Raw genomic sequence first — 26,392 nt, forward strand, 5'->3', positions numbered from 1 at the left:
AGCCGCTGGCGGTGTCTTCGGCGCCTGCCACAGCCTGGACCTGCCCTTGCTGTTCGGCACCCCTCACCCGATGCTGCTGGGCCCCGAGCCCTCGCCCGAAGCCCAGACGCTGTCGGCCCGCTTCCGCACGGTCTGGACCGCCTTCGCCGCCACCGGCGACCCCGGCTGGCCTCCGTACGATCCCCAGCGGGGTGTTGTCCCTGGGAACGCTGCGTAATGTCGATACTTGCCCCCAGTGGTCGATGTGTCCGCCTTCGGATCACCGCTCCGATACGTTGGGCATATGGCGACCGCCCACCTTCAAGCCCCCCAAACCGTGCAGGCGGCGCCTTCCAGGCTCGCGTGGCTGGATGCGCTGCGCGGCATCGGTGCGCTCGCGGTCGTCGGCGAACACCTGACGACCTGGGCCATGCCCTGGCTGCGGCCCACCGCGTTCAACCTGGGCATGTACGGCGTGCTGGTGTTCTTCCTGGTCAGCGGATACATCATCCCGACCTCGCTGGAACGACACGGCGACGTGCGGGCCTTCTGGGTCGGCCGCCTTTTTCGCCTCTACCCGCTCTACCTCACGGTCATCGGCTTGGTTCTGGCCCTGGCGTGGTGGATCCCGATCCGTCCGGAGGTGGCCCGCGACGCTTCTTCGGTGGCCGCGCACGCCACGATGCTGATGGACGCGGTAGGAGCGGCCGGTGTGCTGAACACCATGTGGACGCTGTCGTACGAGATGCTCTTCTATCTGCTGGTCGTCGCGCTGTTCGTGACCGGCTGGCGCGACAGACGCGGTGCGCTCCCGGTTCTGTTCGCCTTGATCGCTCTCATCGCAGGCCTCGTGCTATCCGGGCCGCCACTGTCGGGCACCTGGCTGGCCTGGCTGTCGATGGCCACGTTTGTCATCGGCGTGACCTGTGTGATCTCGGGGCGCGCGGGTACCGCCGGAGCCTGTGTCCTGGGCGTCATGGCGCTGACATTGATCCTGAGCAGTCGCGTGCCATGGTTCGCCGCGGCGATGCTCGCCATCATGTTCACCGGCACCGCGATCCGCCGGTGGGAGCATGGCCAGGGCCGGCTGTGGCCGGTGGCCATCGCCGCCTTACTCGTGACGTCGACGCCTGTCTGGGCGACCAACGCCGGCTGGTGGTGGGTCCAGCCGGACGTGTGGGGCCTGACCATCGTCCTGGCCGGCACCACCTTCGCCGGCGCGATGGCCTGGCGGGGCCGCCGCGTTCCCGCCTTCCTCGCCTGGCTCGGCACTATCAGCTACTCCCTCTACCTGGTACACCTGCCGATCCTCCTCATCGTCATGCAGCTGACGGGAGAGATGCGCTGGTCACCCATGCCCCTGCAGATCGGCATCAGCGTCGCCTTCCTCAGCGTGCTCCTGCCGAGCAGTTGGCTGACCCATCGATTGGTCGAGAAGCCCTTGCAGCGCGTCGGCCGCCGCCTGGCCGACCGGCGCGCCGGCGCCGCCCGCGCGACGGCATGACAAACGCCATCTAGTGCCGGACGACGGGCGCGGTGTGCTGGTCCAGCTCACCCCCCGCCGGAAGGAACGCCGCCGAGCAACTGGCCAAGGCCAGAGCGGCGCGTATCCCGCTGCCGCTCTTCTCGGCGAGTTGGGCCTCGTCATGAGCTTTCCTGGGCCGATGTGGTGTGCGCGAGTGAGGCGATCGGCATAGCAAGGATCATGGTGAGCCCGCCTCCGGGAGTTTCGTCGGGGGTCAGAGTGCCGCCCATGGCTTCGGCCAGGCCGCGGGACAGGGCCAGGCCGAGACCGACCCCGTTGTGTGTGTTCCGATCGCCGAGGCGCTGGAAGGGCTGAAAGACGCGGTCGTGGGCCTCGCGAGGGATGCCGGGGCCGCGGTCGATGATGCGGATCTCGACGTGTTCGCCGTGCCAGCTCGCGGTGATGAGGACCTTTTCCTGGGGCGGGCTGTAGCGGATGGCGTTGGAAGTGAGGTTGACCAGGATGCGCTCGAGCAGGGCGCCGTCGGCCATGATCTCGGGGAGCTCGATGTTGATGTCGGCGGCGATGCGGTGGCGAAGGGGGCCGAGGTCGTTCAGCGCGCGAGGGATGATCTCTTCCAGGGCGATGGGGTGGAGGGAGAGGCCGAGCACGCCGGCTTGCAGGCGGCTCATGTCGAGGAGGTTGTCCACCAGGCGAGACAGTTTGGCCAGGGATTCGTCGGCGGTGGCCAGCAGCTCGTCGCGGTCCTCGTCCGACCAGTCGAGGTCGGTGGTGCGCAGGCTTTCCACGGCGGCCTTGGCGGAGGCGAGCGGGGTACGCAGATCGTGGCTGACGGCGGCCAGCAGCGCGGTGCGCATCTTGTCGGCCTCGGCCAGGGGTTTGGCGCGTTCGGCCTGCTCGCGCAGACGTTCCTGGCGTAACGCGACGGCGGCCTCGGCGGCGAAGGCCTCCAGCACGCGCCGGTCGGCCGCATCCAGGAGGCGGCCGCAGGTGGCAAGGCTCAGCTGTTCGTCGATCACCACCATGGTGTCGGCCGCATCTGGGCTGGTGCAGGGCACCCCTCCGGCGGTGGCCACGATCCGCCAAACGTCAGGTTGGGACTGGTCGTCGGGGCCGGGTGCGCGGCTGAGCTCCAGAAGGGTGACGGAGGTCAGCCCGTACGTCTCTCGCAGGCGCGCCAGCAGGGAGGACAGGGCGGCCTCGCCGCGCAGGACGTGTCCGGCCAGGGTGGACAGCACTTCGGCGTCCGTGCCGGCGCGGGAGGCCTCCCTGGTACGCCGGGCGGCCAGGTCGACGATCGCGCTGACGGCGAGTGCGACGAGGACGAAGACCACCAGCGCGAGTAGCACCTCCGGGTCGGAGATGATCAGAGTGCGGTAGGGGCGGGTGAAGAAGTAGTTGAGCAGCAGGAACCCGGCGATGGCTGCGGTGATCGCGGGCCACAGGCCGCCGAGCAGCGCGGCGCAGATCACGCAGACGAGGAAGAGCAGGATCTGGGAGGGCAGGGTCAGCACGTCGCGCAGGCTGTACAGGATCGCGGTCAGGGACGGTAATCCGGCCAGGGTGAGGGACCATCCGGCCAGGCGGCGGCTGCGGGTCAGCGCGGCGGGGGAGCCGGTGCGGTGGCGCGGCGGGCGGGCCCGTTCGTGGGTGACCAGGTGCACATCGATAGGTCCGGACAATGCGGTGGTCTCCACGCCCACGCCCCGGGAGAACAGCTGCGCGAAGCGGCCGCGCCGGGAGGCGCCGAGGACGAGCTGGGTGGCGTTGACGCTGCGGGCGAAGTCGAGCAGCGCCCGGGGGATGTCATCGCCGACGACCTGGTGGTAGCTGCCACCGAGGTCCTCCACCAGGCTGCGGTGGCGGGCCAGGCCGGCCGGGTCGGCGCCGCGTAACCCGTCGGTCGTGGTGACGTGTACAGCCAGTAGGTCGGCGCCCTTGGTCCGGGCCGCGATGTGGGCGGCCCGGCGGATGAGAGTGTCGCCCTCCGGGCCGCCGGTCAGGGCGACCACGACGCGTTCGCGGGCTTCCCACGTGCCCGCGATGTGGTGGTCGGCGCGGTAGCGGTCGAGCTGCTGGTCGACCTTGCCGGCCACCCACAGCAGGGCCAGTTCGCGCAGGGCGGTGAGGTTGCCGACGCGGAAGTAGTTGGCCAGGGCCGCGTCCACTTTCTCCGGGGCGTAGATGTTGCCGTGGGCCATGCGGCGGCGCAGTGCCTCGGGGGACATGTCGACGAGCTCGATCTGGTCGGCGCGGCGGACGACCTCGTCGGGGACGGTCTCGCGCTGGGGTGCGCCGGTGATCTGCTGGACGACGTCGTTGACCGACTCCAGGTGCTGGATGTTGACGGTGGAGATCACGGTGATGCCGGCGTCCAGGATCTCCTCGATGTCCTGCCAGCGCTTGACGTTCTTCGAGCCTGGCACGTTGGTGTGGGCCAGTTCGTCGATGAGCACGATCTTGGGGTTGCGGGCCAGGACGGCGTCCACGTCGAGTTCGGTGAAGGTCGCGCCCCGGTAGGTCATCGTCTTGCGAGGGATGACCTCCATGCCGTCGAGCAGGGCGGCGGTGCGGGGGCGGTCGTGGGTTGCGACGTAGCCGACGACCACGTCCCGGCCGCGTTCGAGCCCACGGCGGCCCTCGCCGAGCATCGCGTAGGTCTTGCCCACCCCGGGCGCCGCGCCCAGGTAGACCCGCAGCCGACCACGCGTTGTCTTCATCGGTCACTCCAGCAGACGGTACGTTTTCACAAGTCTGACTATGACCGGTGATACCCAATGCCTGGCCTTCCAGGACCCACGATGGAACCGCGTGTCGCCTTGGGACGACACCACGGCTAGGGCGATCGAGGCGACCGGGCTGGAGCGCTCGTCCTGCTGGGCTGGCCGCACGGCGCCACCCTGGCGGTCCGCTACGCCACCGAGCACCCGGACCGCGTCGCCGGGCTGGTGCTCATCGACGGCGCCTTCCCGATCAGCATGTTCGCCAGGCCGGGCAGGAGGCCGTCCGCGCCCAGTTCCGCAAGCTGGGCTGGATCATGTGGCTGCTGGCGCGCTTCGGCCTGTCGGCCCGGATGAGCCCGGGGCAATGCGCCGAGGTCGTGATCGAGATGGACGCCGCCAACGCCGAGCTCGACTTCGCGGCTCTGACGGTGCCGACGATGTTCGTCGTGGGCACCGGCGCCCACCCCGGTGCCGGCGAGGAGGAGGTCCGCACCATGCGGGCGGCCACCTCCGTCGCCATCGCGCGCAACGAGCTGGTCTCCGTCTTCGCGACCTCACCGGCCAACCATGTCCGTCTCCTGGCCAAGGACACCGACACCGTGGTGGCGGCCATCGAAGCCGTCACCACGGCCTGCCGCGCTCGGACGTGATCAGTACGGGCCGGCCCCAGCATCCAAGATCCTTCCCGCCGAACCATCACGTTCGGCCGGTCAGACCGAGATCAGATTCACCGGAGATCAGACACTTCCAGCCGAGCAGGACAAACAATCGAGGCTAGCTTTTCATGAGTTGGGCGAGGCGGTCCCAAGCTGGGGATGAGGCTCCGGGCTGGGATTGCGCGGCCAACCGGGCGATGGCCGGGTTGTGGACGGGCCGGGTCTCGGCTCGGCTCTGGTGGTTGGTGAACCAGTTCCGGGTACGCTCCGCGAGGGCTGGGAGGCGGGGATCGTCCGGCGACCAGTCGTAGGCGGCGTCGTGATCGAGGTAGAGAGCGCGGAACTCGGGATCGGTTATGAGCTCGCGTTTTTCAGCGATCCACAGGGAGGCGTCCTCAGGTGAGGCTGTCTGCATGAGGATCCAGCCGTCGCGTTCCAGGTGGATCGCGCGCTCGCTGACGCCGAGTTCGCGCAGGTCGTCGAGATAGTCGGCGACCTCGGGGGAGACGAAGAGCCGGTCGCCGCCGCGCAGCTGGGCGAGCTGGTCGCGGGTTCGCTGCAGCTGCGCGATGCGGTCCTCAAGGTCGTGATCGATCTCGGCGATGGCCGCCGTGAGCGTGTCCGGGTCGGCGTCGAGAAGGTCCCTGATGCGGGCCAGTGGCACGCCCGCATGGGCCAGGGTTCTGATCTTGACGAGGGTGATGGCGTCTTCGGCGGTGTAGCGCCGGTAGCCGGAGGAGTCGCGGTCGGGCTCGGCGAGCAGACCGCGCTCGTGATAGTGGCGGATGGCCTTGATGGTCACTCCGGCGTAGTCCGCGAGCTGGCCAATCGTGAGCATGCCGGACATCCTCCCACTCCGGTGATCAGGCTCGCCGGGTCAGGCGGCCGCCGCCGTTGCGGAAGCGCGCTTGGCCGTCGCGGACGTCGTGGTAGGAGACGAGCAGCAGGCGGAGATATCCGTCGAACGTCTCCAGCGGGTATCCGGCGGGCGCGAAGAGGCCGGGCCGGATCGGCACGTAGCGCTGCGGCGGGGCGGAGGTCATGCCGCCGGCGAACGCGGTGAAGATCCGCTCCTGTGATTCGTCCGCCGGTTCGTAGGTCATCCGCTCCTCGAGCTGGCCGTCGACGATGCTGACGTCGATGCGGAGCTGGTTGGAGCGGTAGGTGCCCACGTAGGGGGTGAGGTCGACGTCCTGCTCCATCTCGGTGACCAGCTTGGGGATCTGGACGCCGAGGTGCTCGCTCAGGAGCCACTGCAGGATCTGGTCCTGCAGCATGATGGCCCCCGGGTTGTTGCCGAAGGCGGTGAAGACCAGGTCGTGGTCGGGGACGACGCACAGGATGGACACGCCGCCGGGCGAGGCGCCCGACATGGCCAGCACGGTCGTGTCGCCGAACGGGTACAGCACCCAGCCCAGGCCGATCGGCGGGGTGTTGGGGCTCTCCATGTCGTGCGAGACCTGCTGCATCAGCGCGGTCGACTCGGCCGACAGGACGCGCGTGCCGGAAGGGGACACGCCCTCCGCGAGGTGGGTGCGTCCGAAGGCGAGCAGGTCGGCGACGGTGCCGATCGGCGTGCCGCCGGCCGGCCCCCAGGTGTCGGGGAGCGTGAACATGCTGGTGGGTTTGGCCGCCATGGTCTCGGGGTCCAGGAAGTGGCCGATGGCCGTGCTGCGCAGGATGGCCTGCTCGGCTGAGGTGCAGGAGTCGGGCATGCCGACCGGGGCGTAGATCTCGCGCGCCAGCAGGTCGGGGAAGGGCAGGCCGGTCACCACTTCCAGCAGGCGGCCCGCGACGATCATGCCGCCGTTGGAGTAGCTGAGCTGCTCGCCGGGTTCGAACAGCGCGCCGCAGCTGCTCGCCAGGCCCTTGACGTAGGCCTTCAGGGCGTCGCGACCCTTGTCATCGGGGAAGTACAGGTCCGCGTCGATGCCATTGGTGTGCCCGATCAGGTGCCGGACCAGGATCTTGTCCGCGGCGCCCGGCACGGCCAGCGCGAAGTCGGGAAGGTACTTCACGACCGGCGAGTCGAGGTCCAGCAGCCCGCGGTCGACCTGCTGGAGGACCAGGGTGGTGGTCAGGACCTTGGTGACGGAACCGAAGAGGAATCCGGTGTCCTGCAGCATCGGGGCGCCGGTGGCGACGTTCGCGGTGCCGTGGGCGACGATGATCTGCTCGCCGGCGTGGTAGACGCCGGCGACGAACCCGGGGACGTTGTTGGACTCGCAGTAGGCGGCGGCCTGCTCGCGGATCTGTGCTTCGACGGTGTGCAGTGCGTTGTTGTTCATGCAGAGCATCGTCGAGCCTTGACCTAGGGGCAAGGTCAAGCCGGGAAGACGGAAATCGGTGAGCTTTTTGCCCCAGCCGCGTCATGCTGGAAGTGGACGGCGTGAAAGGGTTGCGCGTCCGGGGTCGTACGCTCATTGGCCGATCACCTCCATCGGGTTGCGGTGGCGGATGCGACGGACCTGGAGACGTTGCGGCGACTTGGGATCGGCGAGGTCGAGCAGACGGTGGTGGCCATCGGCCAGGACGTCGTGGCCAGTACCCTGACCACCTCCCTGCTTGCCGAGCTCGACGTCCAGGAGATCTGGGCGAGGGCGGTGACCTACCGTCACGCGCGAATCCTTGAACGGATGGGTGCTCACCGCGTGGTCCTGCCACAGCAGGACATGGGGAAAATGCTGGCCGGATTGCTCAGCTCCGGCGGTCCGGCGGCATGACGCCGCCCTGCATCAAGAACGCGTATGAATTACGGCCGAACCCGTCAGAATTGCGTAGAAATGGCGCTCATCTGGAGTCGCGCGCTTGATAGTGGAGGTGCGCTCTCAGGAGGAGTCATGGCAGCGGACACCGGCGATCTCATCGATTCGTCAGATACCGAGCGATATCTCATCGGCGGCATGGAGCAATTCCATCATCCGCGACGGGTGCGCGCCGCCCGCAGGGACGGGTCGGTGCCCACTCCGCAGCGGCGGCAGCTCATGGCAGGTCTGAGCGGGCGCGTTCTGGAGTTCGGGGCGGGCGACGGGGTGAAGCTCAGCTGCTACCCGGCGAGCGTGGCGGAAATCCTCCTGGTGGAGCGGGACCTGTTCCTGCGGGCGGCAGCCAAGGGCGTCGCCGCGCGCCTCCCGACTCCCGTCCAGATCCTCGACGGGGACTTACGAAGTCTGCCGGTCGCCGACGGCTCCTGCGAGGCCGTGGTGTGCTCGCTGGTGCTGTGCTGCGCTGGGCGGGTGCAGGAGACGCTGCGGGAGGTGCGACGGGTCCTGGCCCCCTGCGGCGAATTGCGCTTTTACGAGCACCAGCGCTCTGGCAATCCGGTGGTGACGTTGGCGGAGAGCCTGGCGACTCCACTCTGGTCGCGCATGTCCGGGGGATGCCACCCTGCGCGGGACACCGTGGCTGCTATCCGGCAGGCGGGATTCGTCATCGAGAGCCTGGACCGGTTCGCCTTCCGCCACTTCAATCATGTTCTCGGTGTCGCCAGACCCAGCGCCGGATAGAACCAAAGGCGGTCGGCCGCACCTTCCGCGCGCCACCAGCGCGGTCGTGGTTGCCGCCGATCTTGACGGGGATCAGCCCGATAGACCCCGTAGGCCACAGTTCTCCTGACGTGCGTTGACGCGAACACATCGCCCGTTCACTGACGGGCTCGCCATCTGCCGTAGCAGGTTCCGGCGACTGCGGCGGTCACGAGCAGGGCCACGACGAACACCCGGGCCTCGGCCGTCTCGGCCAGGACGGTCGAGACGCCGCAGCTCACCGCGGACACGACGAGGCCGACACCGAGCCGCTGCCCAAGCGTCATGGGGTGTAGCGGTAGCCCATGCCGGGTTCGGTGATGAGGTGGACTGGGCGGGCGGGGTCGCGTTCGAGTTTCTTGCGGAGCTGGGCCATGTACTGGCGCAGGTAGTGGGTTTCCTTGGCATGTTTGCTGCCCCACACCTCGGTCAGCAGGTAGCGCTGGGGGATGAGTTTGCCGGGGTTGCGGAGCAGGATCTCCAGGATGTGCCATTCGGTCGGGGTGAGCCGCAGGCCTCCGGATATGGTCTTGCGGGTCAGGTCCACGGTGTGGTCGCCGAGCTGGATGCGGGCGAGCTCGGCTTCCTGGATCGCGGAGCGCCGGGAGACGGCGCGGATGCGGGCGAGGAACTCCTCGATGCTGAAGGGTTTGGTGACGTAGTCGTCGGCGCCGGCATCCAGGGCGTCGATCTTGTCCTGGTTCCCGGCCCGGCCGGACAGCACGACGATGGGGATCCGGGTCCAGCCGCGCAGGCCGTGGATGACGTCCACTCCGTCGATGTCGGGCAGCCCGAGATCCAGCACGACCAGGTCAGGGTGCCATTCGGCGGCTTCGCGCAGGGCGGAGGCCCCGTCGGCGGCGACGGCGACCTCGTACTGGCGGGCGGCGAGGTTGATGCGGAGGGCGCGGAGGATCTGCGGTTCGTCGTCGACGACGAGGATCTTGGTCATGATGCCACCGCCCGGGAGTGAATCGGCATGCTGATGATCATGGTGAGGCCTCCTCCTGGTGTCTCCTCCGGGATGAGCGTGCCGCCCATGGCTTCGGTCAGCCCGCGCGAGAGCGCGAGTCCCAGGCCGACGCCAGTGCCGTTGCCGCGGTCGCCGAGCCGCTGGAAGGGCAGGAACACCCGCTCCTGCGCTTCGCGCGGGATGCCGGGGCCACGGTCGATGACACGGATCTCGACCTGGTCGTCGTGCCAGCTCGCGGTGACCAGCACCATCTGATCAGCAGGACTGTGCCGGACGGCGTTGGCCATCAGGTTGACCAGCACGCGTTCCAGCAGTGCCGGGTCGGCGACGATCTCCGGCAGATCGAAGGAGATGTCGCCTTCGACGCGGTCGCGCAGCGGCCCAAGGTCATCGATGGCGTGAGGGACAACCTCTTCCAGAGCAACGGGCTGGAGTGTGAGGCCAAGCACGCCGGCCTGCAGGCGGCTCATGTCGAGCAGGTTCTCCACGAGCCGGTCGAGCCGGTCAAGGGATTCGTCGGCGGTTTCCAGGAGTTCTTCGCGGTCCTCGGCGGTCCAGGTGACGTCGTGGCTGCGCAGGCTCTGGACGGCGGCTTTGGCGGCCGATAGCGGGGTGCGCAGGTCATGGCTGACGGCCGCGAGTAGCGCGGTGCGCATCTTGTCGGCCTCGGCCAGAGGTTTGGCCTGTTCGGCCGCCTCTTGGAGGCGTTCTTGGCGGAGGGCGACGGCGGCTTCGGCGGCGAAGGCCTCCAGCACCCGCCGGTCGCTGGCGTCCAGCAGCCGGCCGCGGGCGGCGAGCACCAGCTCATCACTGATCTGCACGTCGGTATCGGCTACGGCGGGCGCGGTGCAAGGCGCGCTGCCGGAGGTGGCGATGATCCGCCAGGCGGTGGGTTCGGCCTGGTCGTCGGGGGTGGGCTCGCCGATGCGTTCGAGGAGTGTGACCGAGTCGAGTCCGAACGTCTCGCGCAGGCGGCCGAGCAGCGTGGGCAGTGCGGCCTCGCCCCGGAGCACGTGCCCGGCCAGCGTGGACAGGGCCTCGGCGTCGGCGCGGGCGCGGGCGGCCTCCCTGGTGCGGCGGGCGGCCACATCGACGATCGTGCTGACCGCGGCGGCGACCAGCACGAACACGATCAACGCCAGCAGGTTCTCCGGGTCGGCGATGGTGAGCTGCCCGACGGGCGGGGTGAAGAACCAGTTGAGCAGCAGCGAGCCGCCCACAGCCGCGACGATCGCCGGCCACATCCCGCCGATGAGGGCTACGCCGATGACCAGGCACAGGAACAGCAGGATCTCGCTGGGCAGCGAGATCACGTCCCGGAACGGCGCCAGCGCCGCCGTCAGCAGCGGCATGCCCGCCGCCGCGACGGCCCAGCCGATCAGCCTGCGCTTCCTGGTGAGCGCGGCCCGGGAGCGTTCGGGCCTGCGGCGGCCCTGCTTGGCCTCCTCGTGGGTGACCAGGTGGACGTCGATGGGGCCGGACAGGGCGGTTGTCTCCACCCCGACGCCGCGGGAGAGGACCTGCGCGAAGCGGCCGCGCCGGGAGGCTCCGAGGACGAGCTGGGTGGCGTTGACGCCGCGGGCGAAGTCGAGCAGCGCCCGCGGAACGTCGTCGCCGACCACCTGGTGATAGCTGCCGCCCATGCTCTCCACGAGCGAGCGCTGGCGGGCCAGATTGGCCGGGTCGCCGCCGGACAGGCCGTCGGCGCTGGTGACGTGGACGGCCAGCAGGTCGGCGCCCTTGCTGCGGGCGGCGATGCGAGCGGCCCGGCGTACCAGCGTGTCGCCTTCCGGGCCGCCGGTCAGCGCCACCACCACCCGCTCGCGGGCCTCCCACGTGCCGGCGATGCCGTGGTCGGCGCGGTAGCGGTCGAGCTGCTCGTCGACCTTGCCCGCGACCCACAGCAGCGCCAGTTCCCGCAGCGCGGTGAGGTTGCCGACCCGGAAGTAGTTCGACAGCGCCGCGTCGACCTTCTCGGGGCCGTAGACGTTGCCGTGCGCCATGCGGCGGCGCAGCGCCTCGGGGGACATGTCGACCAGCTCGATCTGGTTGGCCCGCCGCACCACCTCGTCGGGGACGGTCTCGCGCTGCGGGATGCCGGTGATCTGCTGGACGACGTCGTTGACCGACTCCAGGTGCTGGATGTTGACGGTGGAGACGACGTCGATGCCGGCGTCGAGAATCTCGTCGATGTCCTGCCAGCGCTTGACGTTCTTCGAGCCGGGCACGTTGGTGTGCGCCAGCTCGTCGACCAGCGCCACCTTCGGCTTGCGCGCGATGACCGCCTCGACGTCCAGCTCGGTGAAGGTGGCCCCCCGGTAGGTCAGCGTCTTGCGGGGGATGATCTCCATGCCGTCCAGCAGAGCGGCGGTACGGGGACGGCCGTGGGTCTCGACGAACCCCACGACCACGTCCCGGCCCCGCTCGCAACCCCGGCGGCCCTCGCCGAGCATCGCGTACGTCTTGCCCACTCCAGGCGCCGCGCCCAGGTAGACCCGCAGCCGCCCCCGCATCTCAGGCTCCGTCGAGCGCGAGGTTGAGCTCGAGCACATTCACCGCCGGCTCACCCATGAAACCTAGCGCCCGGCCGCTCGTGTGCTCGTCGATCAGGGCTTTCACCTGCTCCAGTGACAGCCCCCGCTCCTTGGCCACGCGCGGCGCCTGGAGCTCGGCGTAGGCCACGGAGACGTGCGGGTCCAGGCCGGAGCCGCTGGCCGTCACCGCGTCCGCCGGCACCTGCACCGTGGTCACGTTTCCGCGGATCGGCACGGTCTTGCCGGCCGCGTAGTCCTGCCCGGGCTGGGCGCACCCGACCTTCAGCCCTTCGTAGGTGGCGATGAACGGGGTGGCCGGGCAGGCCTGGTTGACGCTGACGGCCCGGTCGGGGAAGACCTTCAGCACCGCGCCGACCCCGTCCGTGGTGCAGTACGGGCGGGCGCCGCTGACGCCCTCCAGCTCGCCGACCGCTTTGGAGCGGGCGCAGACCTGGGTGAGCAGCGACTGCTTGCCTTCCTTGGCGGCCTCATCGGCGCCGCCGGGGTTCGGCAGCGTGTCGATGACGTCCTCGGGGCCGAGGTTGCTGGCCGCGGTGGAGGTCGGGTCGTAGCCGTCGCCGGCGGCCGACGGGCGGGACTGGAAGTACGTCCTGACCGGGTTGCCGTCGGCGTCAGTGAAGGACTGGCCGATGAGCGCGCTGCCGACGGTCTTGCCGTCCTTCTGGACGAGCGAACCGTTGGCGTTGTCGTTGAACAGCGCCTGGGCCACTCCGGTGGCCAACAGCGGATAGATGATGCCGGTGATCACCGTGAGCACGAGCAGCGCCCGTAGCGCGGCGAGGTGCTGGCGGACCCAGCTGGGCATGCGGTCCATTTATGACATCCCCGGAAGGAACTGGATGAGCAGATCGATGAGCTTGATGCCGATGAACGGGACGATGATCCCGCCGAGGCCGTAGACGTACAGGTTGCGCGAGAGCAGCTTGGAGGCGCTGGAGGGGCGATACCGCACACCCCGCAGGGCGAGCGGGATCAGCGCGATGATCACCAGTGCGTTGAAGATCACCGCCGACAGGACCGCGGACTGCGGGCTGGCCAGGCGCATGATGTTGAGCGCGTCCAGGCCTGGATAGACCACCGCGAACATCGCCGGGATGATCGCGAAGTATTTGGCGATGTCGTTGGCGATGGAGAACGTCGTCAGCGCGCCCCGCGTGATGAGCAGCTGTTTGCCGATCTCGACGATCTCGATGAGCTTGGTCGGGTTGGAGTCCAGGTCGACCATGTTCCCGGCTTCCTTGGCGGCGCTGGTGCCGGTGTTCATGGCCACGCCGACGTCGGATTGGGCCAGGGCGGGCGCGTCGTTGGTGCCGTCGCCGGTCATCGCCACCAGGCGGCCGCCCTCCTGCTCCTTCTTGATGAGCGCGAGCTTGTCCTCGGGCGTGGCCTCGGCCAGGAAGTCGTCCACGCCGGCCTCGTCGGCGATGGCCTTGGCGGTCAGCGGGTTGTCGCCGGTGATCATGACGGTGCGGATGCCCATGCGGCGCATCTCGTCGAAGCGTTCCCGCATGCCCTCCTTGACCACGTCCTTGAGATGGATCACGCCCAGCACGCGGCTCTTCTCGGCCACCACCAGCGGGGTGCCGCCGCTGCCGGAGATTCCGTCCACGATGTGCCCGACCTGGTCGGTGGGGTGGCCGCCGTGATCGCGTACCCACTTCATCACCGCTGTCGCGGCGCCCTTGCGCACCTCGCGGCCGTCCAGGTTCACCCCCGACATGCGGGTCTGGGCGGTGAACGGCACCCATTCGGCGTGGGCCAGCTCGCCGGGCTGACGCTCGCGCAGGCCGTACGCCCGCTTGGCGTACACCACGATGGAGCGCCCCTCCGGGGTCTCGTCGGCCAGGCTTGACAGCTGCGCGGCCGCGGCCAGCTCGGCCTCGCTCACTCCCTCGACCGGGACGAACTCCGACGCCTGCCGGTTGCCCAGGGTGATCGTGCCAGTCTTGTCCAGCAGCAGCGTGGACACGTCCCCGGCGGCCTCGACCGCGCGGCCGGACATGGCCAGGACGTTGCGCTGGACGAGCCGGTCCATGCCGGCGATGCCGATGGCCGACAGCAGCGCCCCGATGGTGGTCGGGATCAGGCAGACGATCAGCGACACCAGCACGATCCCCGACACGCCGTCGGCGTTCAGCGCGAGCGAGTCTGGCACGCCGGGGTTGATGGACTTGGAGTAGATCGCCAGCGGCTGCATGGTCGCGGTGGCCACCAGGAAGATGATGGTCAGCGCGGCGAGCAGGATGTTGAGCGCGACCTCGTTCGGGGTCTTCTGCCGGTTGGCGCCCTCCACCAGGGCGATCATCCGGTCGATGAAGCTCTCGCCGGGCTTCTGGGTGATCTGCACGATGATCTTGTCGGAGAGCACCTTGGTGCCGCCGGTCACCGCCGAGCGGTCGCCGCCGGACTCGCGGATCACGGGGGCGGACTCGCCGGTGATGGCCGACTCGTCCACCGAGGCGATGCCGTCGATGACGTCGCCGTCACCGGGGATGATCTCGCCGGCTTCAACGATGACGTAGTCACCCTGCCGCAGTTCGGTCGCGCCGATCACGTCCCACTGGGTGTGGTCGTCGCGGTTCTTGAGCCGGCGGGCGGTGGTGTCGCGCTTGGCCGCGCGCAGCGTGGCGGCCTGGGCCTTGCCGCGGCCCTCGGCCACCGCCTCGGCGAGGTTGGCGAACACGACGGTCAGCCACAGCCACACCACGATCGCCCAGGCGAACCAGGACGGGTCGAGGATCGCCAGCACGGTGGTGAAGACCGCGCCGATCTCGACGATGAACATCACCGGGTTGCGCCACAGGGTCGCCGGGTTGAGCTTCTTCAGCGCGTCCGGCAACGACTTGATCATCTGCTTGGGATCGAGCAGGCCGCCGCCGACCCGGCTGTTCTTGTTCTTCGGTGTCGGCGCTTTGCCCGGCGATTCGAGCACATGCGTTGACATGGTCAGAGAAGTCCTTCTGCGAGAGGTCCGAGCGCCAGTGCCGGGAGGAACGTGAGCGCCACCAGGATGATCGTCACGCCGACCACCATGCCGACGAACTGCGGCCGGTGGGTGGGCAGGGTGCCGGCGGAGGCGGGCACCGGGGCCTGCTGGGCCAGCGACCCGGCCAGCGCCAGGGCCAGGACGATCGGCAGGAACCGGCCGAAGGCCATGCACAGGCCGAGCGTGGTGTTGTGGAAGGTGGTGTTGACGCTGACCCCGGCGAACGCCGAGCCGTTGTTGTTGGAGGCGCTGGTGTAGGCGTACAGAATCTCCGACAGGCCGTGCGGGCCGCTGTTCAGCATCGCCGAGCGGCCGACCTCGGTGGCCATCGCCACCGCCGTGCCGATCAGCACCAGCATCGGAGTGACCAGGAAGTACAGCGACGCGAGCTTGATCTCTCGGGCGCCGATCTTCTTGCCCAGGTACTCGGGGGTGCGGCCGACCATCAGGCCGGCCACGAAGACCGTGATCACGGCCAGGATCAGGATGCCGTACAGACCGGCGCCGACGCCTCCGGGCGCGACCTCGCCGAGCAGCATGTTGAAGATCAGCATGCCGCCGCCAAGCGCGGTGTAGGAGTCGTGGAAGGAGTTCACCGAACCGGTGCTCGTCAGCGTGGTGGAGCTGGCGAACATGGCCGAGTTCGAGGTGCCGAAGCGCGTCTCGCGGCCTTCCATTGCCGCTGCGATGGCCTGCGGCACGGTGCCGCCTGCGGACAGCTCGGCCCACTGGGTCGCGCCGATGCTGATGATGGCGATGATGGCCATCACGCTCACGATCGCGTAGCCCTGCCGGTTGTCGCCCACCATGCGGCCGAACGTGCGCGGCAGGCTGAACGCGATGACCAGGAGCAGGAAGATCTCCACCCAGTTCGTCCACGACGTGGGGTTCTCGAACGGGTGGGCCGAGTTGACGTTGAAGATGCCGCCGCCGTTCGTGCCCAGGTCCTTGATCGCCTCCTGCGAGGCGACCGCGCCCGGTGTGAACGTCTGCTCGCCGCCGGTCAGCGTCGACCACACATGGTGGTCACCGAGGGTCTGGATCGCTCCACCGGCCACCAGCACCAGCGCCGCCACGAAGGAGATCGGCAACAGGATGCGGACAGTGCCGCGGACCAGGTCGACCCAGAAGTTGCCCAGCGTGTCGGTCTTGCTGCGGGCGAACCCGCGGACCAGGGCGATGGCCACCGCCATGCCGACGGCGGCGGAGACGAAGTTCTGTACGGCCAGACCCGCGGTCTGCACCACGTGCCCCATCGTCGACTCGCCCGAATAGGCCTGCCAGTTGGTGTTGGTGACGAAGCTGACCGCGGTGTTCCAGGCCAGCGCCGGCTCCACCGGCTCCATGCCCAGGGACAGGAACAGATGGCTCTGCAGCCGCTGCAGGCCGTACAGGAACAGGATCGAGATCACCGAGAACGCCAGCACGCTGCGGGCGTAGACGCCCCAGCGCTGCTCGCTGCCGGGCTGCACGCCGACCAGGCGGTAGATCACCCGTTCGACGGCGTTGTGCCTGGTGGCGGTGTAGACGCGGTACATGTAGTCGCCCAGCGGCTTGTAGCACAGCGCGAGCGCGAGCAGCAGAGACGCGATGAACAGGATCCCGGCCAGAGTCGGGGACATCAGAATCGCTCCGGAAACAGTAGGGCCGCGACCATGAAGATCACCAGGCCGGCGACCACGACCAGACCGGCAGCGTTAACGGCGCTCATAGGACCGACTCCGTCGGTCCTATGAGCGCCAGGCAGCTGTGTCCGATGGTTCGCTCGCTGCGCTCGCTCACAGCCGCTCCACCGCCTTCACGACCAGCCCCATGATCACAAAGATCGCGATCGTCAGGGCGACGAAGATGACGTCCGTCATCCCCACTCCTCAACTCGGTGATTAGGTGTTGCAGTCGCCGTTATCCGGACGTCTGCAAGGCCAGCAAACCCTGAGAATTGGGGGGTTTTGTCGTTCTTGACGGGTTCCATACGGCTCCACCCGGAATATTGACGCTATTTCTACGCTCTGGCTTCGTGGCCTTCCTGCGGGGTGCCCGATCTGAGATCCGCCGCCACCCTTCCCGTACGCCGTTGGCCCGGTGCGCCGGGAAGTCTGGTCGGCAGACCCCGATCGGCGAGATCGGCGGCCGGCATCTGGCCGACATGATGCTGGGTGTTCGTACCGAAGTGACCGTCGCCATGGCGGTCGAAACATCAGGACCTGCCGTTCTACCAGGGGATCGAGTTCTATCCCCCGCGCATCTCGCCGGCGCCATCCACGAGGTCGAGCCGGCTTTCGTCCTGGCTCATCACGCCGTGGAAGCAATCGCGGGCACGAGCAAAGCTAGTGCGATCACGGATGCGCCCTGCCAAGAGTCGCCTCGGCTGGCTACGGATACATACGTTTTCTTGACGCCCTCTCCTCATCAATCACTCTTCTGACCTGGGTAGAGTGCGGTGCGACTTTGCGCCGTTTGATGAAGGGTGACCGAAATGGTGCTGGCGAAACGGCCAGCTGCCACGGAAGGGACGCTGCGCTCCTGGCTGCTCCAGGGCCTGCAGACCGACCGTAAGCAGATCGAACACGGTCCCCACGTCAAGCACCCGTGGTGGCGGGTGATGTGCCTGACCGGCGTGGACTACTTCTCCACGCTGGGCTACCAGCCGGGCATCGCCGCGTTGGCGGCCGGGCTGCTCTCGCCGCTGGCCACGCTGTTCCTGGTGGCGCTGACGCTGCTGGGCGCGCTGCCGGTCTACCGGCGGGTCGCGGCCGAGAGCCCGTACGGGCAGGGCTCGATCGCGATGCTGGAGAAGCTGGCCCCGCAGTGGTGGGGCAAGCTGTTCGTGCTGGCGCTGCTCGGCTTCGCGGCCACCGACTTCGTGATCACGATGACGTTGTCGGCGGCCGACGCGACCGCGCACATCCTGGAGAACCCGTTCTGGCCCGAGGCCCTGGCCGGGCAGCGGGTGATCGTCACGCTCGTGCTGCTGGCCCTGCTCGGCGGGGTGTTCCTGCTGGGCTTCAGCGAGGCGATCGGCATCGCCGTGCTGCTGGTGTTCGTCTACCTGGCGCTGAACGCGGTCGTGGTGGCGGTCTCGATCGTGCAGGTGCTCCAGGCGCCGCAGGTCGTGGTGGACTGGCAGCGGGCGCTGAGCCTGGACTTCTCCAGTCCGCTGGCCATGATCGGGTTGTCGTTGCTGGTGATGCCGAAGCTGGCGCTGGGCATGTCCGGGTTCGAGACCGGCGTGGCGGTGATGCCGGTGGTCAAGGGCGACATCCCGGCGCGGATCGCGGGCACCCGGCGGCTGCTCACGGTCGCGGCGCTGATCATGAGCGTGTTCCTGATCTTCTCCAGCTTCGTCACCACGGTGCTCATCCCGCACCAGGAGTTCGAGGAGGGCGGCAAGGCCAACGGGCGGGCGCTGGCCTACCTGGCGCACAATTTCCTGGGCGACTGGTTCGGCACCGCCTACGACGTCTCCACGATCGCGATCCTGTGGTTCGCCGGCGCCTCGGCGATGGCCGGGCTGATCAACCTGGTGCCGCGGTATCTGCCGCGCTACGGCATGGCGCCGGAGTGGACCGGCGCGGTGCGGCCGCTGGTGATCGTGTTCTCGCTGATCGCGTTCGCCATCACGATCATCTTCGACGCCGACGTGGACGCCCAGGGCGGCGCGTACGCCACCGGCGTGCTGGTGCTGATGCTCTCGGCCGCCGTCGCGGTGACGCTGTCGGCCCGCAGGAAACGCCAGCACAAGGCGGCGGCCGCGTACGCGGCGATCACGGCGGTGCTGGCGTACACGCTGGTGGACAACGTGATCGAGCGGCCGGACGGCGTCAAGATCGCCTCGTTCTTCATCGCCGCCATCATCGTCACCTCGCTGATTTCCCGCGCCACCCGCTCCACCGAGCTGCGGGTCACCGAGGTGCACCTGGACGCGCTGGCCGAACAGTTCGTCAACGACGCCTGCGGCGAGGTGCACGTGATCGCCAACGAGCCGCACACCCGCGACCAGACCGAGTACACCGACAAGCTGCGCGAGACCTGGCTGAACCACCGGCTGCGCAGCTCCGAGCCGACGCTGTTCGTCGAGGTGACGGTGCCGGACGCCTCGGAGTTCGAGACCGAGCTGCACGTCAAGGGCGAGGAACGGTACGGCCACAAGATCCTCACCATCGAAAGCTCGGCCGTCCCCAACACGCTGGCCGCGCTCCTGCTGTTCCTGCGTGATCGCACCGGCTCGGTGCCGCACATCTACTTCCACTGGACCGAGGGCAACCCGGTCGTGGCGATGCTGCGTTACCTGGTCTTCGGCGGCGGCGACGTGCCGCCGCTGACCCGGGAGGTGCTCCGCCAGGCCGAGCCGGACCTGGAACGCCGGCCACACGTCCACGTCGGCTGACAGTTCACCCAACATAGGGCCGGCGGCTGCCGCGGCCGCTGACCTCGAGGCGCTGGAACAGCTGAACTCGCATGACCGTCTCCCGGTTGGTCGGGGCCCTCCAAATCGGCTGAGCGAGGCAGCCGTCATTTTCTTGTAGTTATTTGCGCTGTCGGCATCAGGAATGCGTAGGGAAGGGCAGAGGCGGGCTCGCAGTAGGGGCAGTATGTGGACGAATCCCTCATTCAGGAGCATTCTCCATGTCCCTTGTGAAATCTCCCGCCACGTCCAAGGAGCCTCCGGATAGCGTCGGTGAGCGGCACCGGCTGACCGTCGTCGGCGGGCTGGCCGCGCTCTCGCTGGATGCGATGGCGTCGGTGGCGTACGGCCCCGAAGCGATCGTCATCGTGCTCGCTGTCGCGGGCGGTGCGGGGCTCGGGTTCACCATCCCGGTCACGCTCACCATCGCCGCCCTGCTGGGGGTGCTGACCTTCTCCTACCGGCAGGTCATCGCGGCCTTCCCGGAGGGCGGCGGCGCGTATGGGGTGGCCAAGACCTATCTCGGGCGGCGGGCCAGCCTGGTCGCCGGGGCGTCGCTGGTCGTCGACTACGTGCTCAACGTGGCGGTCTCGGTGGCCGCCGGCGTGGCCGCGCTGACGTCCGCGTTCCCGGAGCTGCTGCCGTATACGGTGTGGCTGTGCCTGGCGGTGCTGGCGCTGGTGACCGCGATCAACCTGCGGGGCATCGCGCACAGCGCCCGCGCCTTCATCGCCCCCACCGTGGTCTATGTCGGTGCGATCCTGCTCGTCATCGTGGCCGGGCTGATCAGGAGTGAGCCCGCGGTCACGGTCGGGCACCAGGTGAGCAGCCTGGAGACGGTCGGGGTGCTGCTGTTGTTGAAGGCGTTCGCCAACGGCTGCGCGTCCCTGACGGGCGTGGAGGCGATCGCCAACGCCGTCCCAAGCTTCAAGAAGCCCCGGGTACGGCGCTACATGGCGAGCTTGGCCTCGTGGCTGTCGGCGCGGCAACTCATCGGACAGCGGGCTGCCGGCAGACCATCGCGCGCCAGGTAATCGCAGCGCGTTCTCGTCCCGAGCGGAAGTACAGGACCGCAGTGCCGGCTCGGCCGTTCGGCGCCGGCCGCCTCATCTGATGCGTAGTGCGTCCAACAGCTGAGCCAGGGCGGCCTGCGTGGCCGGCAAATCGGCGGGGTCGTCAGACTCGGCGAGCCACAGCGCCGCCTCGTTCATCGCGCCCGACAGCAGGTGGGTCAGTGGTGCGACCGGCTGGGGCGCGATCGTCCCCTGTTTGATCAGGACGGTGAGCACGTCGGCCAGGTGGCGGGCCGAGGCGGCCTCGTCCATCGCGCGCCATTCGTTCCAGCCGAGTACGGCGGGGCCGTCAATGAGCATGATCCGCTGAATGCCGGGGGCGGTACTGGCGGTCAGGAACGCCTGGCAGCCGGCGGTCAGACGCGTCCAGAGGTCGTCGTGGACGTCGGCGGTCTGCGCCACAGTCTGGGCCACCTCTTGCTGCACCTGCTCCAGGACTGCACGGAACAACGCGGCCTTGCTGTCGAAGAGATGGTAAAGCGCGCCCTTGGTCACCCCGGCCTCGGCGACGATCTCTGACAGGCTCACCGCGCCATACCCCCGGGCTGCGAAAAGGCGCCTGCTTTCCCGCAGGAGGGCCTGCCTGGTCTGCTCCCGCTGCTGTGCTCTGACGCCGCGCGTCTCCATGCTTCCCTCCCTTGACATACCGATGGTACGTCAAATACATATTGGCGTACCGATGGTACGCGAAAGGGGTTCATGTGGAACTGACCAGCTTCTATCCGGTGATCTGCACCACCCGGATCGAGGAGTCCCGCGACTTCTACACCGGGCTGCTGGGGTTCGAGACGACATTCGAAGCCGACTGGTACGTCAGCCTGCGGCGTCCGGGGACACCGCCCTATGAGCTCGCGCTGCTCGACCACGCCCACCCGACGCTGCCCGAGGCGTATCGCCTCCCTGTGCGCGGGCTGCTGCTGAACTTCGAGGTGGAGGATGTGGACGCCGAATGGGAGCGGCTCGTCGTCGGCGCGGGACTGACCGCCGAACTCGAACTGCGCAGCGAGGACTTCGGACAGCGGCACTTCATCGTGGCCGATCCCAACGGGGTCCTGATCGACGTCATCACCCCCATCGCACCGTCGGCGGAGTACGCCGACCAGTACGTCGATTCCCGTCGATGAATCGTGCTCTCGTGACGGACTTTGACCCATCCGGCTCGAAGAAGCTCTGCCCCGGCGCCTCACGCGCCGGGCTTACCCGTGCTCGCTCGTCTTTGGGGTGGCGTAGACCTGGCGCCAGTGCTCGGCCGAGCGGACCAGGTCCTCGCCCACGCTGGTGAGGAACTGGCTCATGTTCTCCAGCCGGACGCCGGCGGGGGTGGTCGGGCCGAGGGTGCGGGCGCTTTGCCGGGCGGTGTCGGCGAGCAGAGCATTGGCGCGGGCACTGGCCAACATGGCCTGGTACCAGACGTCGTCGTCGATGACGTACCGCTCGGCCCGGCTGCGGGGGTCGCGTTCGCGGCGGATGAGCTCCTGTGCTTCGAGGTAGCCGATGGCTTTGGAGATCGAGGCGGGGCTGACCTGCAGGCGCTGGACGAGTTCGGCGGAGGTGAGGCTGCCGCTGTCGATGGTGTACAACGCCCCTAGCACTTTGGCCATCATCTGCGGAATACCTCCCTGCACCAGCAGGTCGGTGAGCTGGTCGGCCACCTCGCGCACGGTTTGCAGGTCGCGCTCGCCTGCGTTGGCATCGCCGCGTGCGGCCGCGGGGGTGGTGGTCCTGCGGCGGTGGACGCGCCGGTCTGCGGCGCGCTGGGCTTGGTCGGGGCGGTAGGCGCCGGGGCCGCCGTTGCGCATCACCTCGCGCGTGACGGTCGAGGTGGGCCGTTTGAGGCGGCGGGCGATCTCGGCGTAGGTGAGACCGCCGGCCAGCCCGTCGGCGATCTGACGGCGGTCCTGCTGGGTGAGCCTGTCTCCGGGCACGGCGTCCGCCTCCTGCTCGCTCGACCGCCCGCGCGCGGCCGAGGGGATCTCGGTTGACGCACAGTGTGCATCCGACGGCGACGACATGCAACTCGCGATGACCCACATTGCATTAATCGGCAATCGTCATGCAACGATTGTGGGCAGTTGAGCTGCTAAAACTCTGTTGCTTCGCGTATTCGTGATTAACGATCTCTCGTATGCAACGTAGGTTTTCCTTCGTCGCGAAGATCGACGATCGAACGGGGGGTCAGCCCGACCAGCCCCCACAAGCCCGAAGGAGACCCCATGAACAGCCAGGCCACCACCCCCGCGAACCGGATCGTCCCCGGCCAGGCCGAGGTTGAGCGCCTGCTGGACGCCGCCGTGACCGAACAGGGCTACCCCGGCATGATCACTGAGATCCGCAACGGCACACAGCAGTGGTTCGGTTCAGCGGGCGTGGCCGACACCGCCACCGGCCGCCCGCGCACGCCGCAGGAGCAGTTCCGCGTCGGCAGCATCACCAAGACCTTCACCGCCACCCTGGTCCTGCAACTGGCCGCCGAATACCGGCTGAGCCTGGACGACACCGTGGAGCAGTGGCTGCCCGGCCTCGTCCAGGGCAACGGCCACGACGGCAGCAAGATCACCATCCGGCAGCTGCTCAACCACACCAGCGGCATCTTCGCCTACACCCTGGATGAGGGCATGCTCGAGAGCTACTGGACGCCCAAGCTGATGGAGCACCGCTTCGACAAGCTGACCCCCGAGGACCTGGTGAAGATCGCCGTATCCCACCCGGCCGACTTCGAGCCGGGCCAGGACTGGGGCTACTCCAACACCAACTTCGTCCTCGCCGCCATGATCATCGAAAAGGCGGCCGGCATGTCGTACGCCGACGCCGTCGCCTACCGCATCGCCCGCCCGCTCAAGCTGACCGGCACCTACGCTCCCGGCAGCGAGACCGGCTTCCGCGGCCCGCACACCAGCAGCTACTCCAAGCTCATGCTGCCTGAGGCCGACGCGCCGGCCCATGACGTCACCGAACTGAGCCCGTCATACGCCTTCGGGGTCGGCGAGATCATCTCCACCGCCGCCGACCTGGGCACCTTCCTGGGCGCGCTCCTGAAGGGTTGGCTGCTCCCGCCCGCCCAGCAGACCGAGATGTTCACCATGACCCCGGTCCCCGACGGCAAATGGCTGGACGGCTACAGCTACGGCCTGGGCATCTCCTCGGTCACCCTGCCCTGCGGCACCACCGTGTACGGTCACGGCGGCATGATCACCGGCACCTGGTCGTACCTGTACGGCACGCGCGACGGCAAGCGCATCGTCACCCAGAACGTCAACGGCGACTGGGGCATGCCGCCCATGGACCTGTTCATCGACGTCCTCGATGCCGTCTTCCGCCCCGCCGCCTGACCCTCCCTTGACACCCCTTTCGATCAGCAGGAGTTTCTGATGCCCTCTTTGATGACCTTGCGAACGCTCGTGGCCGCGGTGACGGTGGTGGGAGCCACCACCGTGGCGGCCGCCCCGGCGAGCGCCGTGACCCGTCCGGCGGTCCAGGCCGTGCTCGAGCAGACGGTGGCCGCCGGGATTCCGGGCATGGTCGCCGAGGTGCGCAACAGCGGCAGGCGTACGTTCGCCGCGGCGGGAGTGGCCGACACCGCCACCGGTCGCCGGCGCATGCCGGCCGAACGTTTCCGCGTCGGCAGCATCACCAAGGCGTTCACCGCCACGTTGGTGCTGCAACTGGCGGCCGAGCGCAAGCTGAGCCTGGACGACACGGTGGACGATTGGCTGCCCGGCCTGGTCACGGGCAACGGCAACGACGGCAGCAAGATCACCATCCGGCAGCTGCTCAACCAGACCAGCGGGCTCTACAACATGTATCTGGACAAGAAGATGCTCTACAAGTACTCCGGGCCAGGCTTCCTTGAGCATCGCTTCGACAAGGTCAAGCCGGAAGAGTTGATCGAGATCGCGATGGCGTACCCGCCCTACTTCGAGCCCGGCACCGCCTTCCGCTACTCCAACGCCAACTACGACCTCGCGGGAATGATCATCGAGAAGGCAACCGGCCAAACCTACGCCGAGCAGCTCGCCCGGCGGATCGCCCGCCCGCTCGGCCTATCCGGGACGTACCTGCCGGGCAAGGAGACCAGGATCCGCGGACCGCACCCGCGGCACTACTCCAAGCTGTGGTCAGCCGACCCCGACGCCAAGACCTACGACGTCACCGAGCAGAACGCCTCCTACGCCTGGGCGGCCGGCGGCGTCGTCTCCACCACCGGGGACCTGAGCCGCTTCCTGACCGCGCTGCACGACGGCACGCTGCTGCCACCGGCCCAGCAGAAGGAGATCTGGAACACCAGCATCTCGACCGAGGGGTCGGGCTGGATCCCCGGCACCCGGTACGGCATGGGCACCTGGCAGCAGCAACTGTCCTGCGGTGAAACCGTCTGGGGCATGGGCGGCGCCATCAACGGCTCCTACACCTACGCCATGGGCAACCGCGGCGGCAAGCACACTATCGTCACCAACATGAACGGCGACTGGAACAACCCGATCGCCGCCCTCACCAAGGCGGTCGAGGCCGAATTCTGCAAGTCCACAACCCGCTGACACCGCTGACGCCACACAACGACCCCAACCGAAGCCCCGGCCGAACAACTTCGGCCGGGCAAAACGATGCGTCGCCTCGCCCTCACACCGGCAAGCGACGATCACCGTTTCGCCGGACTCGATAGTGAAAACGCAGGTGCAAACGGGTGATGCCGTCGCTGCCGTCGAGACTGATCTCGTCACACAACTGGCGCATCAGCCAGAACGCCACTCCCCGGCCGGCGAGCGGATCCGGATCGGGATCGACGGTCAGATACGCCATGGTCAACACGCCGGTCGCGTCCACGATCTCCAAGCTCACCCCGCCGGGGTCACTCCAGGCGATCAAAAAGCCATGTCCGCCGTGTTCCAGCACCTTGGCGGCGGCCTCACTCGCCGCGATCACCAGATCCGTCAGCCGCCGGTCGGCCAGACCGGCACCAGTGCCGAACGCCCGCACAGCCGCTCGCAACGTGACGAGGTCCTCCGTGATCGGCCATTCCAACCGGAATCCCGAGGCCACGTCGATCGCCACCTTTCGCCGCCAGCGCGCCGTCGTTGGGAATAGCCCTGCCCCGCTGGCGAACCTGGTACACATGCGCAGCACGTGACCCGTGGCATAAGCCGCAATCTACTCGAATCAAACAACCCCCTCAGATACCGTCGAACAGCAGGTCCCCATAGACCAGGTTGGTCACCACATGAATCAGGATGGGAATCCAGATGTTGCGGTAGCGGGCCCAGACGTAGCCGGTCATGAGGCCGAACACGCCTTGGACGGCGACGATCGAGGCGAGCCCGGGGACGGGATCGGTGAGGTGACTCGGCCGGCGTGCATGGCGGCGAACAACAGCGCCGAGAAGGTTATCGCCGGCCACCGGCCGTGGAGGACTTCCAGCCGGGTCTGGAGCCAGCCGCCGTAGAAGATCTCCTCGAGGACGCTCGCCGTCAGCAGGGTCGCCAGGGAGGTGATGGCGAGGGTCCCCGGATCGGGCAGCGCCTGGGTCAGGGGCGGGTCGAACGGCCCGATCTCGGTGAGCGCGAACCACGCCGCCACGGCGGACGGTTCGACTCCCACCCAGGCGACGGCCAAGGTCTTCGCCTTCGACGTCGCCTCGGGCAGCAAGCTGTGGGAGGCGGAGCCGATTCCCGGCGAGCGGGCCATCAGCGGGCTCACCGTGGACGCCGAGGGGCATCTGTGGGGCATCACCGCCGGCAAGCTCTTCGAACTCGACCCAGCGACGCGGGAAACGGTGCGGACGCACGAAATCGCCCCGTTCGACTGGTCGAGCGTCAGCGAATGGAACCCGCTGGCGACGAAGGTCCGCTTCGACGCGAGCGACGGGCAGTTGTACGTGACGGCGCGAGGGCGCTTCCACCGGCTCGACCCCCAGGCCTTCACGGACACCGCCCCGCCGGGTACCGCGGGCGCGCAGCTCGTCTCGCACCCCAACGGGGACAAGTACTGGATCAGCGGGCAGCGCCTGTACCGGTCCCGCTGGTACTGACCGCCTCATG

26 protein-coding genes are annotated in these 26,392 nt (G+C 68.4%); 11 read left to right on the top strand and 15 right to left on the bottom strand.

Annotated features, from left to right (window positions below):
- Window positions 1-46: 46 nt before the first annotated feature.
- Together OHA25_RS16310 and OHA25_RS16315 are read left to right on the top strand one after the other, a co-directional pair.
- A complete protein-coding gene (locus OHA25_RS16310; protein WP_327588410.1) occupies window positions 47-217 on the top strand; it encodes a hypothetical protein in 171 nt (56 codons plus the stop codon).
- Window positions 218-283: 66 nt separating this feature from the next.
- A complete protein-coding gene (locus OHA25_RS16315; RefSeq protein WP_327588411.1) occupies window positions 284-1,483 on the top strand; it encodes an acyltransferase family protein in 1,200 nt (399 codons plus the stop codon).
- Window positions 1,484-1,623: 140 nt separating this feature from the next.
- Here the strand turns inward: OHA25_RS16315 and OHA25_RS16320 are convergent, their stop codons facing one another.
- Window positions 1,624-4,185, bottom strand: coding sequence for a sensor histidine kinase KdpD (locus OHA25_RS16320; protein WP_327588412.1), 2,562 nt, complete (start codon window positions 4,183-4,185; stop codon window positions 1,624-1,626).
- 317 nt (window positions 4,186-4,502) lie between these two features.
- On the opposite strand from OHA25_RS16320, the gene OHA25_RS16325 reads away from it, so the two are divergent.
- The gene (locus tag OHA25_RS16325; protein ID WP_327588413.1) at window positions 4,503-4,838 is read left to right on the top strand and encodes a hypothetical protein; all 336 of its coding nucleotides are present in this window, start codon (window positions 4,503-4,505) and stop codon (window positions 4,836-4,838) included.
- Between the two features lie 124 nt (window positions 4,839-4,962).
- Here the strand turns inward: OHA25_RS16325 and OHA25_RS16330 are convergent, their stop codons facing one another.
- A complete protein-coding gene (locus OHA25_RS16330; RefSeq protein WP_327588414.1) occupies window positions 4,963-5,682 on the bottom strand; it encodes a MerR family transcriptional regulator in 720 nt (239 codons plus the stop codon).
- A 25-nt stretch (window positions 5,683-5,707) separates the two neighbouring features.
- Window positions 5,708-7,132 (bottom strand): serine hydrolase domain-containing protein, encoded by a 1,425-nt coding sequence (locus OHA25_RS16335; protein WP_327588415.1) that lies wholly within the window; start codon window positions 7,130-7,132, stop codon window positions 5,708-5,710.
- Window positions 7,133-7,267: 135 nt separating this feature from the next.
- On the opposite strand from OHA25_RS16335, the gene OHA25_RS16340 reads away from it, so the two are divergent.
- Both OHA25_RS16340 and OHA25_RS16345 read left to right on the top strand, forming a co-directional pair.
- Window positions 7,268-7,567 carry an NAD-binding protein gene (locus tag OHA25_RS16340; RefSeq protein ID WP_327588416.1) on the top strand — a complete coding sequence of 100 codons (300 nt, stop codon included), beginning with the start codon at window positions 7,268-7,270 and terminating at the stop codon, window positions 7,565-7,567.
- Between the two features lie 117 nt (window positions 7,568-7,684).
- On the top strand, window positions 7,685-8,350 hold the full coding sequence (locus OHA25_RS16345; protein WP_327588417.1) for a class I SAM-dependent methyltransferase: 666 nt from the start codon (window positions 7,685-7,687) through the stop codon (window positions 8,348-8,350).
- Window positions 8,351-8,487: 137 nt separating this feature from the next.
- Here the strand turns inward: OHA25_RS16345 and OHA25_RS16350 are convergent, their stop codons facing one another.
- The 7 genes from OHA25_RS16350 to kdpF are packed head-to-tail and all read right to left on the bottom strand — an operon-like array spanning window position 8,488 to window position 16,593.
- Window positions 8,488-8,655, bottom strand: coding sequence for a hypothetical protein (locus OHA25_RS16350; RefSeq protein ID WP_327588418.1), 168 nt, complete (start codon window positions 8,653-8,655; stop codon window positions 8,488-8,490).
- Window positions 8,652-9,320: a response regulator gene (locus OHA25_RS16355; RefSeq protein ID WP_327588419.1), complete on the bottom strand. Its 669-nt coding sequence runs from the start codon at window positions 9,318-9,320 to the stop codon at window positions 8,652-8,654. The genes OHA25_RS16350 and OHA25_RS16355 overlap by 4 nt, the downstream gene beginning before the upstream one ends.
- On the bottom strand, window positions 9,317-11,854 hold the full coding sequence (locus OHA25_RS16360; protein WP_327588420.1) for a DUF4118 domain-containing protein: 2,538 nt from the start codon (window positions 11,852-11,854) through the stop codon (window positions 9,317-9,319). Before OHA25_RS16360 ends, OHA25_RS16355 begins: the two co-directional genes overlap by 4 nt.
- Window position 11,855: 1 nt before the next feature.
- Window positions 11,856-12,710, bottom strand: a complete 855-nt coding sequence (locus tag OHA25_RS16365) for a potassium-transporting ATPase subunit C (protein WP_327588421.1) — start codon at window positions 12,708-12,710, stop codon at window positions 11,856-11,858.
- A complete protein-coding gene (gene kdpB / locus OHA25_RS16370; RefSeq protein WP_327588422.1) occupies window positions 12,711-14,840 on the bottom strand; it encodes a potassium-transporting ATPase subunit KdpB in 2,130 nt (709 codons plus the stop codon).
- Window positions 14,841-14,842: 2 nt separating this feature from the next.
- Window positions 14,843-16,504, bottom strand: a complete 1,662-nt coding sequence (gene kdpA / locus OHA25_RS16375; RefSeq protein ID WP_327588423.1) for a potassium-transporting ATPase subunit KdpA — start codon at window positions 16,502-16,504, stop codon at window positions 14,843-14,845.
- Window positions 16,504-16,593, bottom strand: a complete 90-nt coding sequence (kdpF, locus tag OHA25_RS16380; protein ID WP_327588424.1) for a K(+)-transporting ATPase subunit F — start codon at window positions 16,591-16,593, stop codon at window positions 16,504-16,506. The genes kdpA and kdpF overlap by 1 nt, the downstream gene beginning before the upstream one ends.
- 765 nt (window positions 16,594-17,358) lie before the next feature.
- Between kdpF and OHA25_RS16385 the strand changes: the two genes are divergently transcribed.
- Both OHA25_RS16385 and OHA25_RS16390 read left to right on the top strand, forming a co-directional pair.
- Window positions 17,359-19,269 carry an amino acid transporter gene (locus OHA25_RS16385; RefSeq protein ID WP_327588425.1) on the top strand — a complete coding sequence of 637 codons (1,911 nt, stop codon included), beginning with the start codon at window positions 17,359-17,361 and terminating at the stop codon, window positions 19,267-19,269.
- Between the two features lie 239 nt (window positions 19,270-19,508).
- Entirely contained in the window at window positions 19,509-20,321 is an 813-nt protein-coding gene (locus OHA25_RS16390) for an APC family permease (protein ID WP_327588426.1), read from the top strand.
- 72 nt (window positions 20,322-20,393) lie between these two features.
- On the opposite strand, the gene OHA25_RS16395 is transcribed toward OHA25_RS16390, so the two are convergent.
- The gene (locus tag OHA25_RS16395) at window positions 20,394-20,987 is read right to left on the bottom strand and encodes a TetR/AcrR family transcriptional regulator (RefSeq protein ID WP_327588427.1); all 594 of its coding nucleotides are present in this window, start codon (window positions 20,985-20,987) and stop codon (window positions 20,394-20,396) included.
- A gap of 74 nt (window positions 20,988-21,061) precedes the next feature.
- On the opposite strand from OHA25_RS16395, the gene OHA25_RS16400 reads away from it, so the two are divergent.
- The gene (locus tag OHA25_RS16400; protein WP_327588428.1) at window positions 21,062-21,484 is read left to right on the top strand and encodes a VOC family protein; all 423 of its coding nucleotides are present in this window, start codon (window positions 21,062-21,064) and stop codon (window positions 21,482-21,484) included.
- A 72-nt stretch (window positions 21,485-21,556) separates the two neighbouring features.
- On the opposite strand, the gene OHA25_RS16405 is transcribed toward OHA25_RS16400, so the two are convergent.
- Window positions 21,557-22,285: a GbsR/MarR family transcriptional regulator gene (locus OHA25_RS16405; RefSeq protein ID WP_327588429.1), complete on the bottom strand. Its 729-nt coding sequence runs from the start codon at window positions 22,283-22,285 to the stop codon at window positions 21,557-21,559.
- A gap of 288 nt (window positions 22,286-22,573) precedes the next feature.
- Here OHA25_RS16405 and OHA25_RS16410 point away from each other — a divergent pair, with 288 nt between their 5' ends.
- Together OHA25_RS16410 and OHA25_RS16415 are read left to right on the top strand one after the other, a co-directional pair.
- On the top strand, window positions 22,574-23,689 hold the full coding sequence (locus OHA25_RS16410; RefSeq protein ID WP_327588430.1) for a serine hydrolase domain-containing protein: 1,116 nt from the start codon (window positions 22,574-22,576) through the stop codon (window positions 23,687-23,689).
- A 39-nt stretch (window positions 23,690-23,728) separates the two neighbouring features.
- Window positions 23,729-24,895: a serine hydrolase domain-containing protein gene (locus OHA25_RS16415; RefSeq protein ID WP_327588431.1), complete on the top strand. Its 1,167-nt coding sequence runs from the start codon at window positions 23,729-23,731 to the stop codon at window positions 24,893-24,895.
- A gap of 82 nt (window positions 24,896-24,977) precedes the next feature.
- Here the strand turns inward: OHA25_RS16415 and OHA25_RS16420 are convergent, their stop codons facing one another.
- The 3 genes from OHA25_RS16420 to OHA25_RS16425 all read right to left on the bottom strand — a co-directional run bounded on the left by OHA25_RS16420 (window position 24,978) and on the right by OHA25_RS16425 (window position 25,931).
- The gene (locus OHA25_RS16420) at window positions 24,978-25,409 is read right to left on the bottom strand and encodes an ATP-binding protein (protein WP_327588432.1); all 432 of its coding nucleotides are present in this window, start codon (window positions 25,407-25,409) and stop codon (window positions 24,978-24,980) included.
- A gap of 118 nt (window positions 25,410-25,527) precedes the next feature.
- Complete coding sequence (locus tag OHA25_RS61350) at window positions 25,528-25,632, bottom strand: hypothetical protein (protein ID WP_442942117.1); 105 nt, start codon at window positions 25,630-25,632, stop codon at window positions 25,528-25,530.
- The gene (locus OHA25_RS16425; RefSeq protein WP_327588433.1) at window positions 25,629-25,931 is read right to left on the bottom strand and encodes a CPBP family intramembrane glutamic endopeptidase; all 303 of its coding nucleotides are present in this window, start codon (window positions 25,929-25,931) and stop codon (window positions 25,629-25,631) included. The genes OHA25_RS61350 and OHA25_RS16425 overlap by 4 nt, the downstream gene beginning before the upstream one ends.
- Here OHA25_RS16425 and OHA25_RS16430 point away from each other — a divergent pair.
- A complete protein-coding gene (locus OHA25_RS16430) occupies window positions 25,909-26,382 on the top strand; it encodes a hypothetical protein (protein ID WP_327588434.1) in 474 nt (157 codons plus the stop codon). The genes OHA25_RS16425 and OHA25_RS16430 overlap by 23 nt on opposite strands.
- Window positions 26,383-26,392: the final 10 nt, after the last annotated feature.

It is taken from the genome of Nonomuraea sp. NBC_00507 (assembly GCF_036013525.1).
GTDB lineage: Bacteria > Actinomycetota > Actinomycetes > Streptosporangiales > Streptosporangiaceae > Nonomuraea.

Coding starts and splice junctions, on each gene's coding strand:
- OHA25_RS16315 (WP_327588411.1), top strand. CDS start 284: ATGGCGACCGCCCACCTTCAAGCCCCCCAAACCGTGCAGGCGGCGCCT.
- OHA25_RS16320 (WP_327588412.1), bottom strand. CDS start 4,185: ATGAAGACAACGCGTGGTCGGCTGCGGGTCTACCTGGGCGCGGCGCCC.
- OHA25_RS16325 (WP_327588413.1), top strand. CDS start 4,503: ATGTGGCTGCTGGCGCGCTTCGGCCTGTCGGCCCGGATGAGCCCGGGG.
- OHA25_RS16330 (WP_327588414.1), bottom strand. CDS start 5,682: ATGCTCACGATTGGCCAGCTCGCGGACTACGCCGGAGTGACCATCAAG.
- OHA25_RS16335 (WP_327588415.1), bottom strand. CDS start 7,132: ATGAACAACAACGCACTGCACACCGTCGAAGCACAGATCCGCGAGCAG.
- OHA25_RS16345 (WP_327588417.1), top strand. CDS start 7,685: ATGGCAGCGGACACCGGCGATCTCATCGATTCGTCAGATACCGAGCGA.
- OHA25_RS16350 (WP_327588418.1), bottom strand. CDS start 8,655: ATGACGCTTGGGCAGCGGCTCGGTGTCGGCCTCGTCGTGTCCGCGGTG.
- OHA25_RS16355 (WP_327588419.1), bottom strand. CDS start 9,320: ATGACCAAGATCCTCGTCGTCGACGACGAACCGCAGATCCTCCGCGCC.
- OHA25_RS16360 (WP_327588420.1), bottom strand. CDS start 11,854: ATGCGGGGGCGGCTGCGGGTCTACCTGGGCGCGGCGCCTGGAGTGGGC.
- OHA25_RS16365 (WP_327588421.1), bottom strand. CDS start 12,710: ATGGACCGCATGCCCAGCTGGGTCCGCCAGCACCTCGCCGCGCTACGG.
- kdpB (WP_327588422.1), bottom strand. CDS start 14,840: ATGTCAACGCATGTGCTCGAATCGCCGGGCAAAGCGCCGACACCGAAG.
- kdpA (WP_327588423.1), bottom strand. CDS start 16,504: ATGTCCCCGACTCTGGCCGGGATCCTGTTCATCGCGTCTCTGCTGCTC.
- kdpF (WP_327588424.1), bottom strand. CDS start 16,593: ATGAGCGCCGTTAACGCTGCCGGTCTGGTCGTGGTCGCCGGCCTGGTG.
- OHA25_RS16385 (WP_327588425.1), top strand. CDS start 17,359: ATGGTGCTGGCGAAACGGCCAGCTGCCACGGAAGGGACGCTGCGCTCC.
- OHA25_RS16390 (WP_327588426.1), top strand. CDS start 19,509: ATGTCCCTTGTGAAATCTCCCGCCACGTCCAAGGAGCCTCCGGATAGC.
- OHA25_RS16395 (WP_327588427.1), bottom strand. CDS start 20,987: ATGGAGACGCGCGGCGTCAGAGCACAGCAGCGGGAGCAGACCAGGCAG.
- OHA25_RS16410 (WP_327588430.1), top strand. CDS start 22,574: ATGAACAGCCAGGCCACCACCCCCGCGAACCGGATCGTCCCCGGCCAG.
- OHA25_RS16415 (WP_327588431.1), top strand. CDS start 23,729: ATGCCCTCTTTGATGACCTTGCGAACGCTCGTGGCCGCGGTGACGGTG.
- OHA25_RS61350 (WP_442942117.1), bottom strand. CDS start 25,632: ATGACCGGCTACGTCTGGGCCCGCTACCGCAACATCTGGATTCCCATC.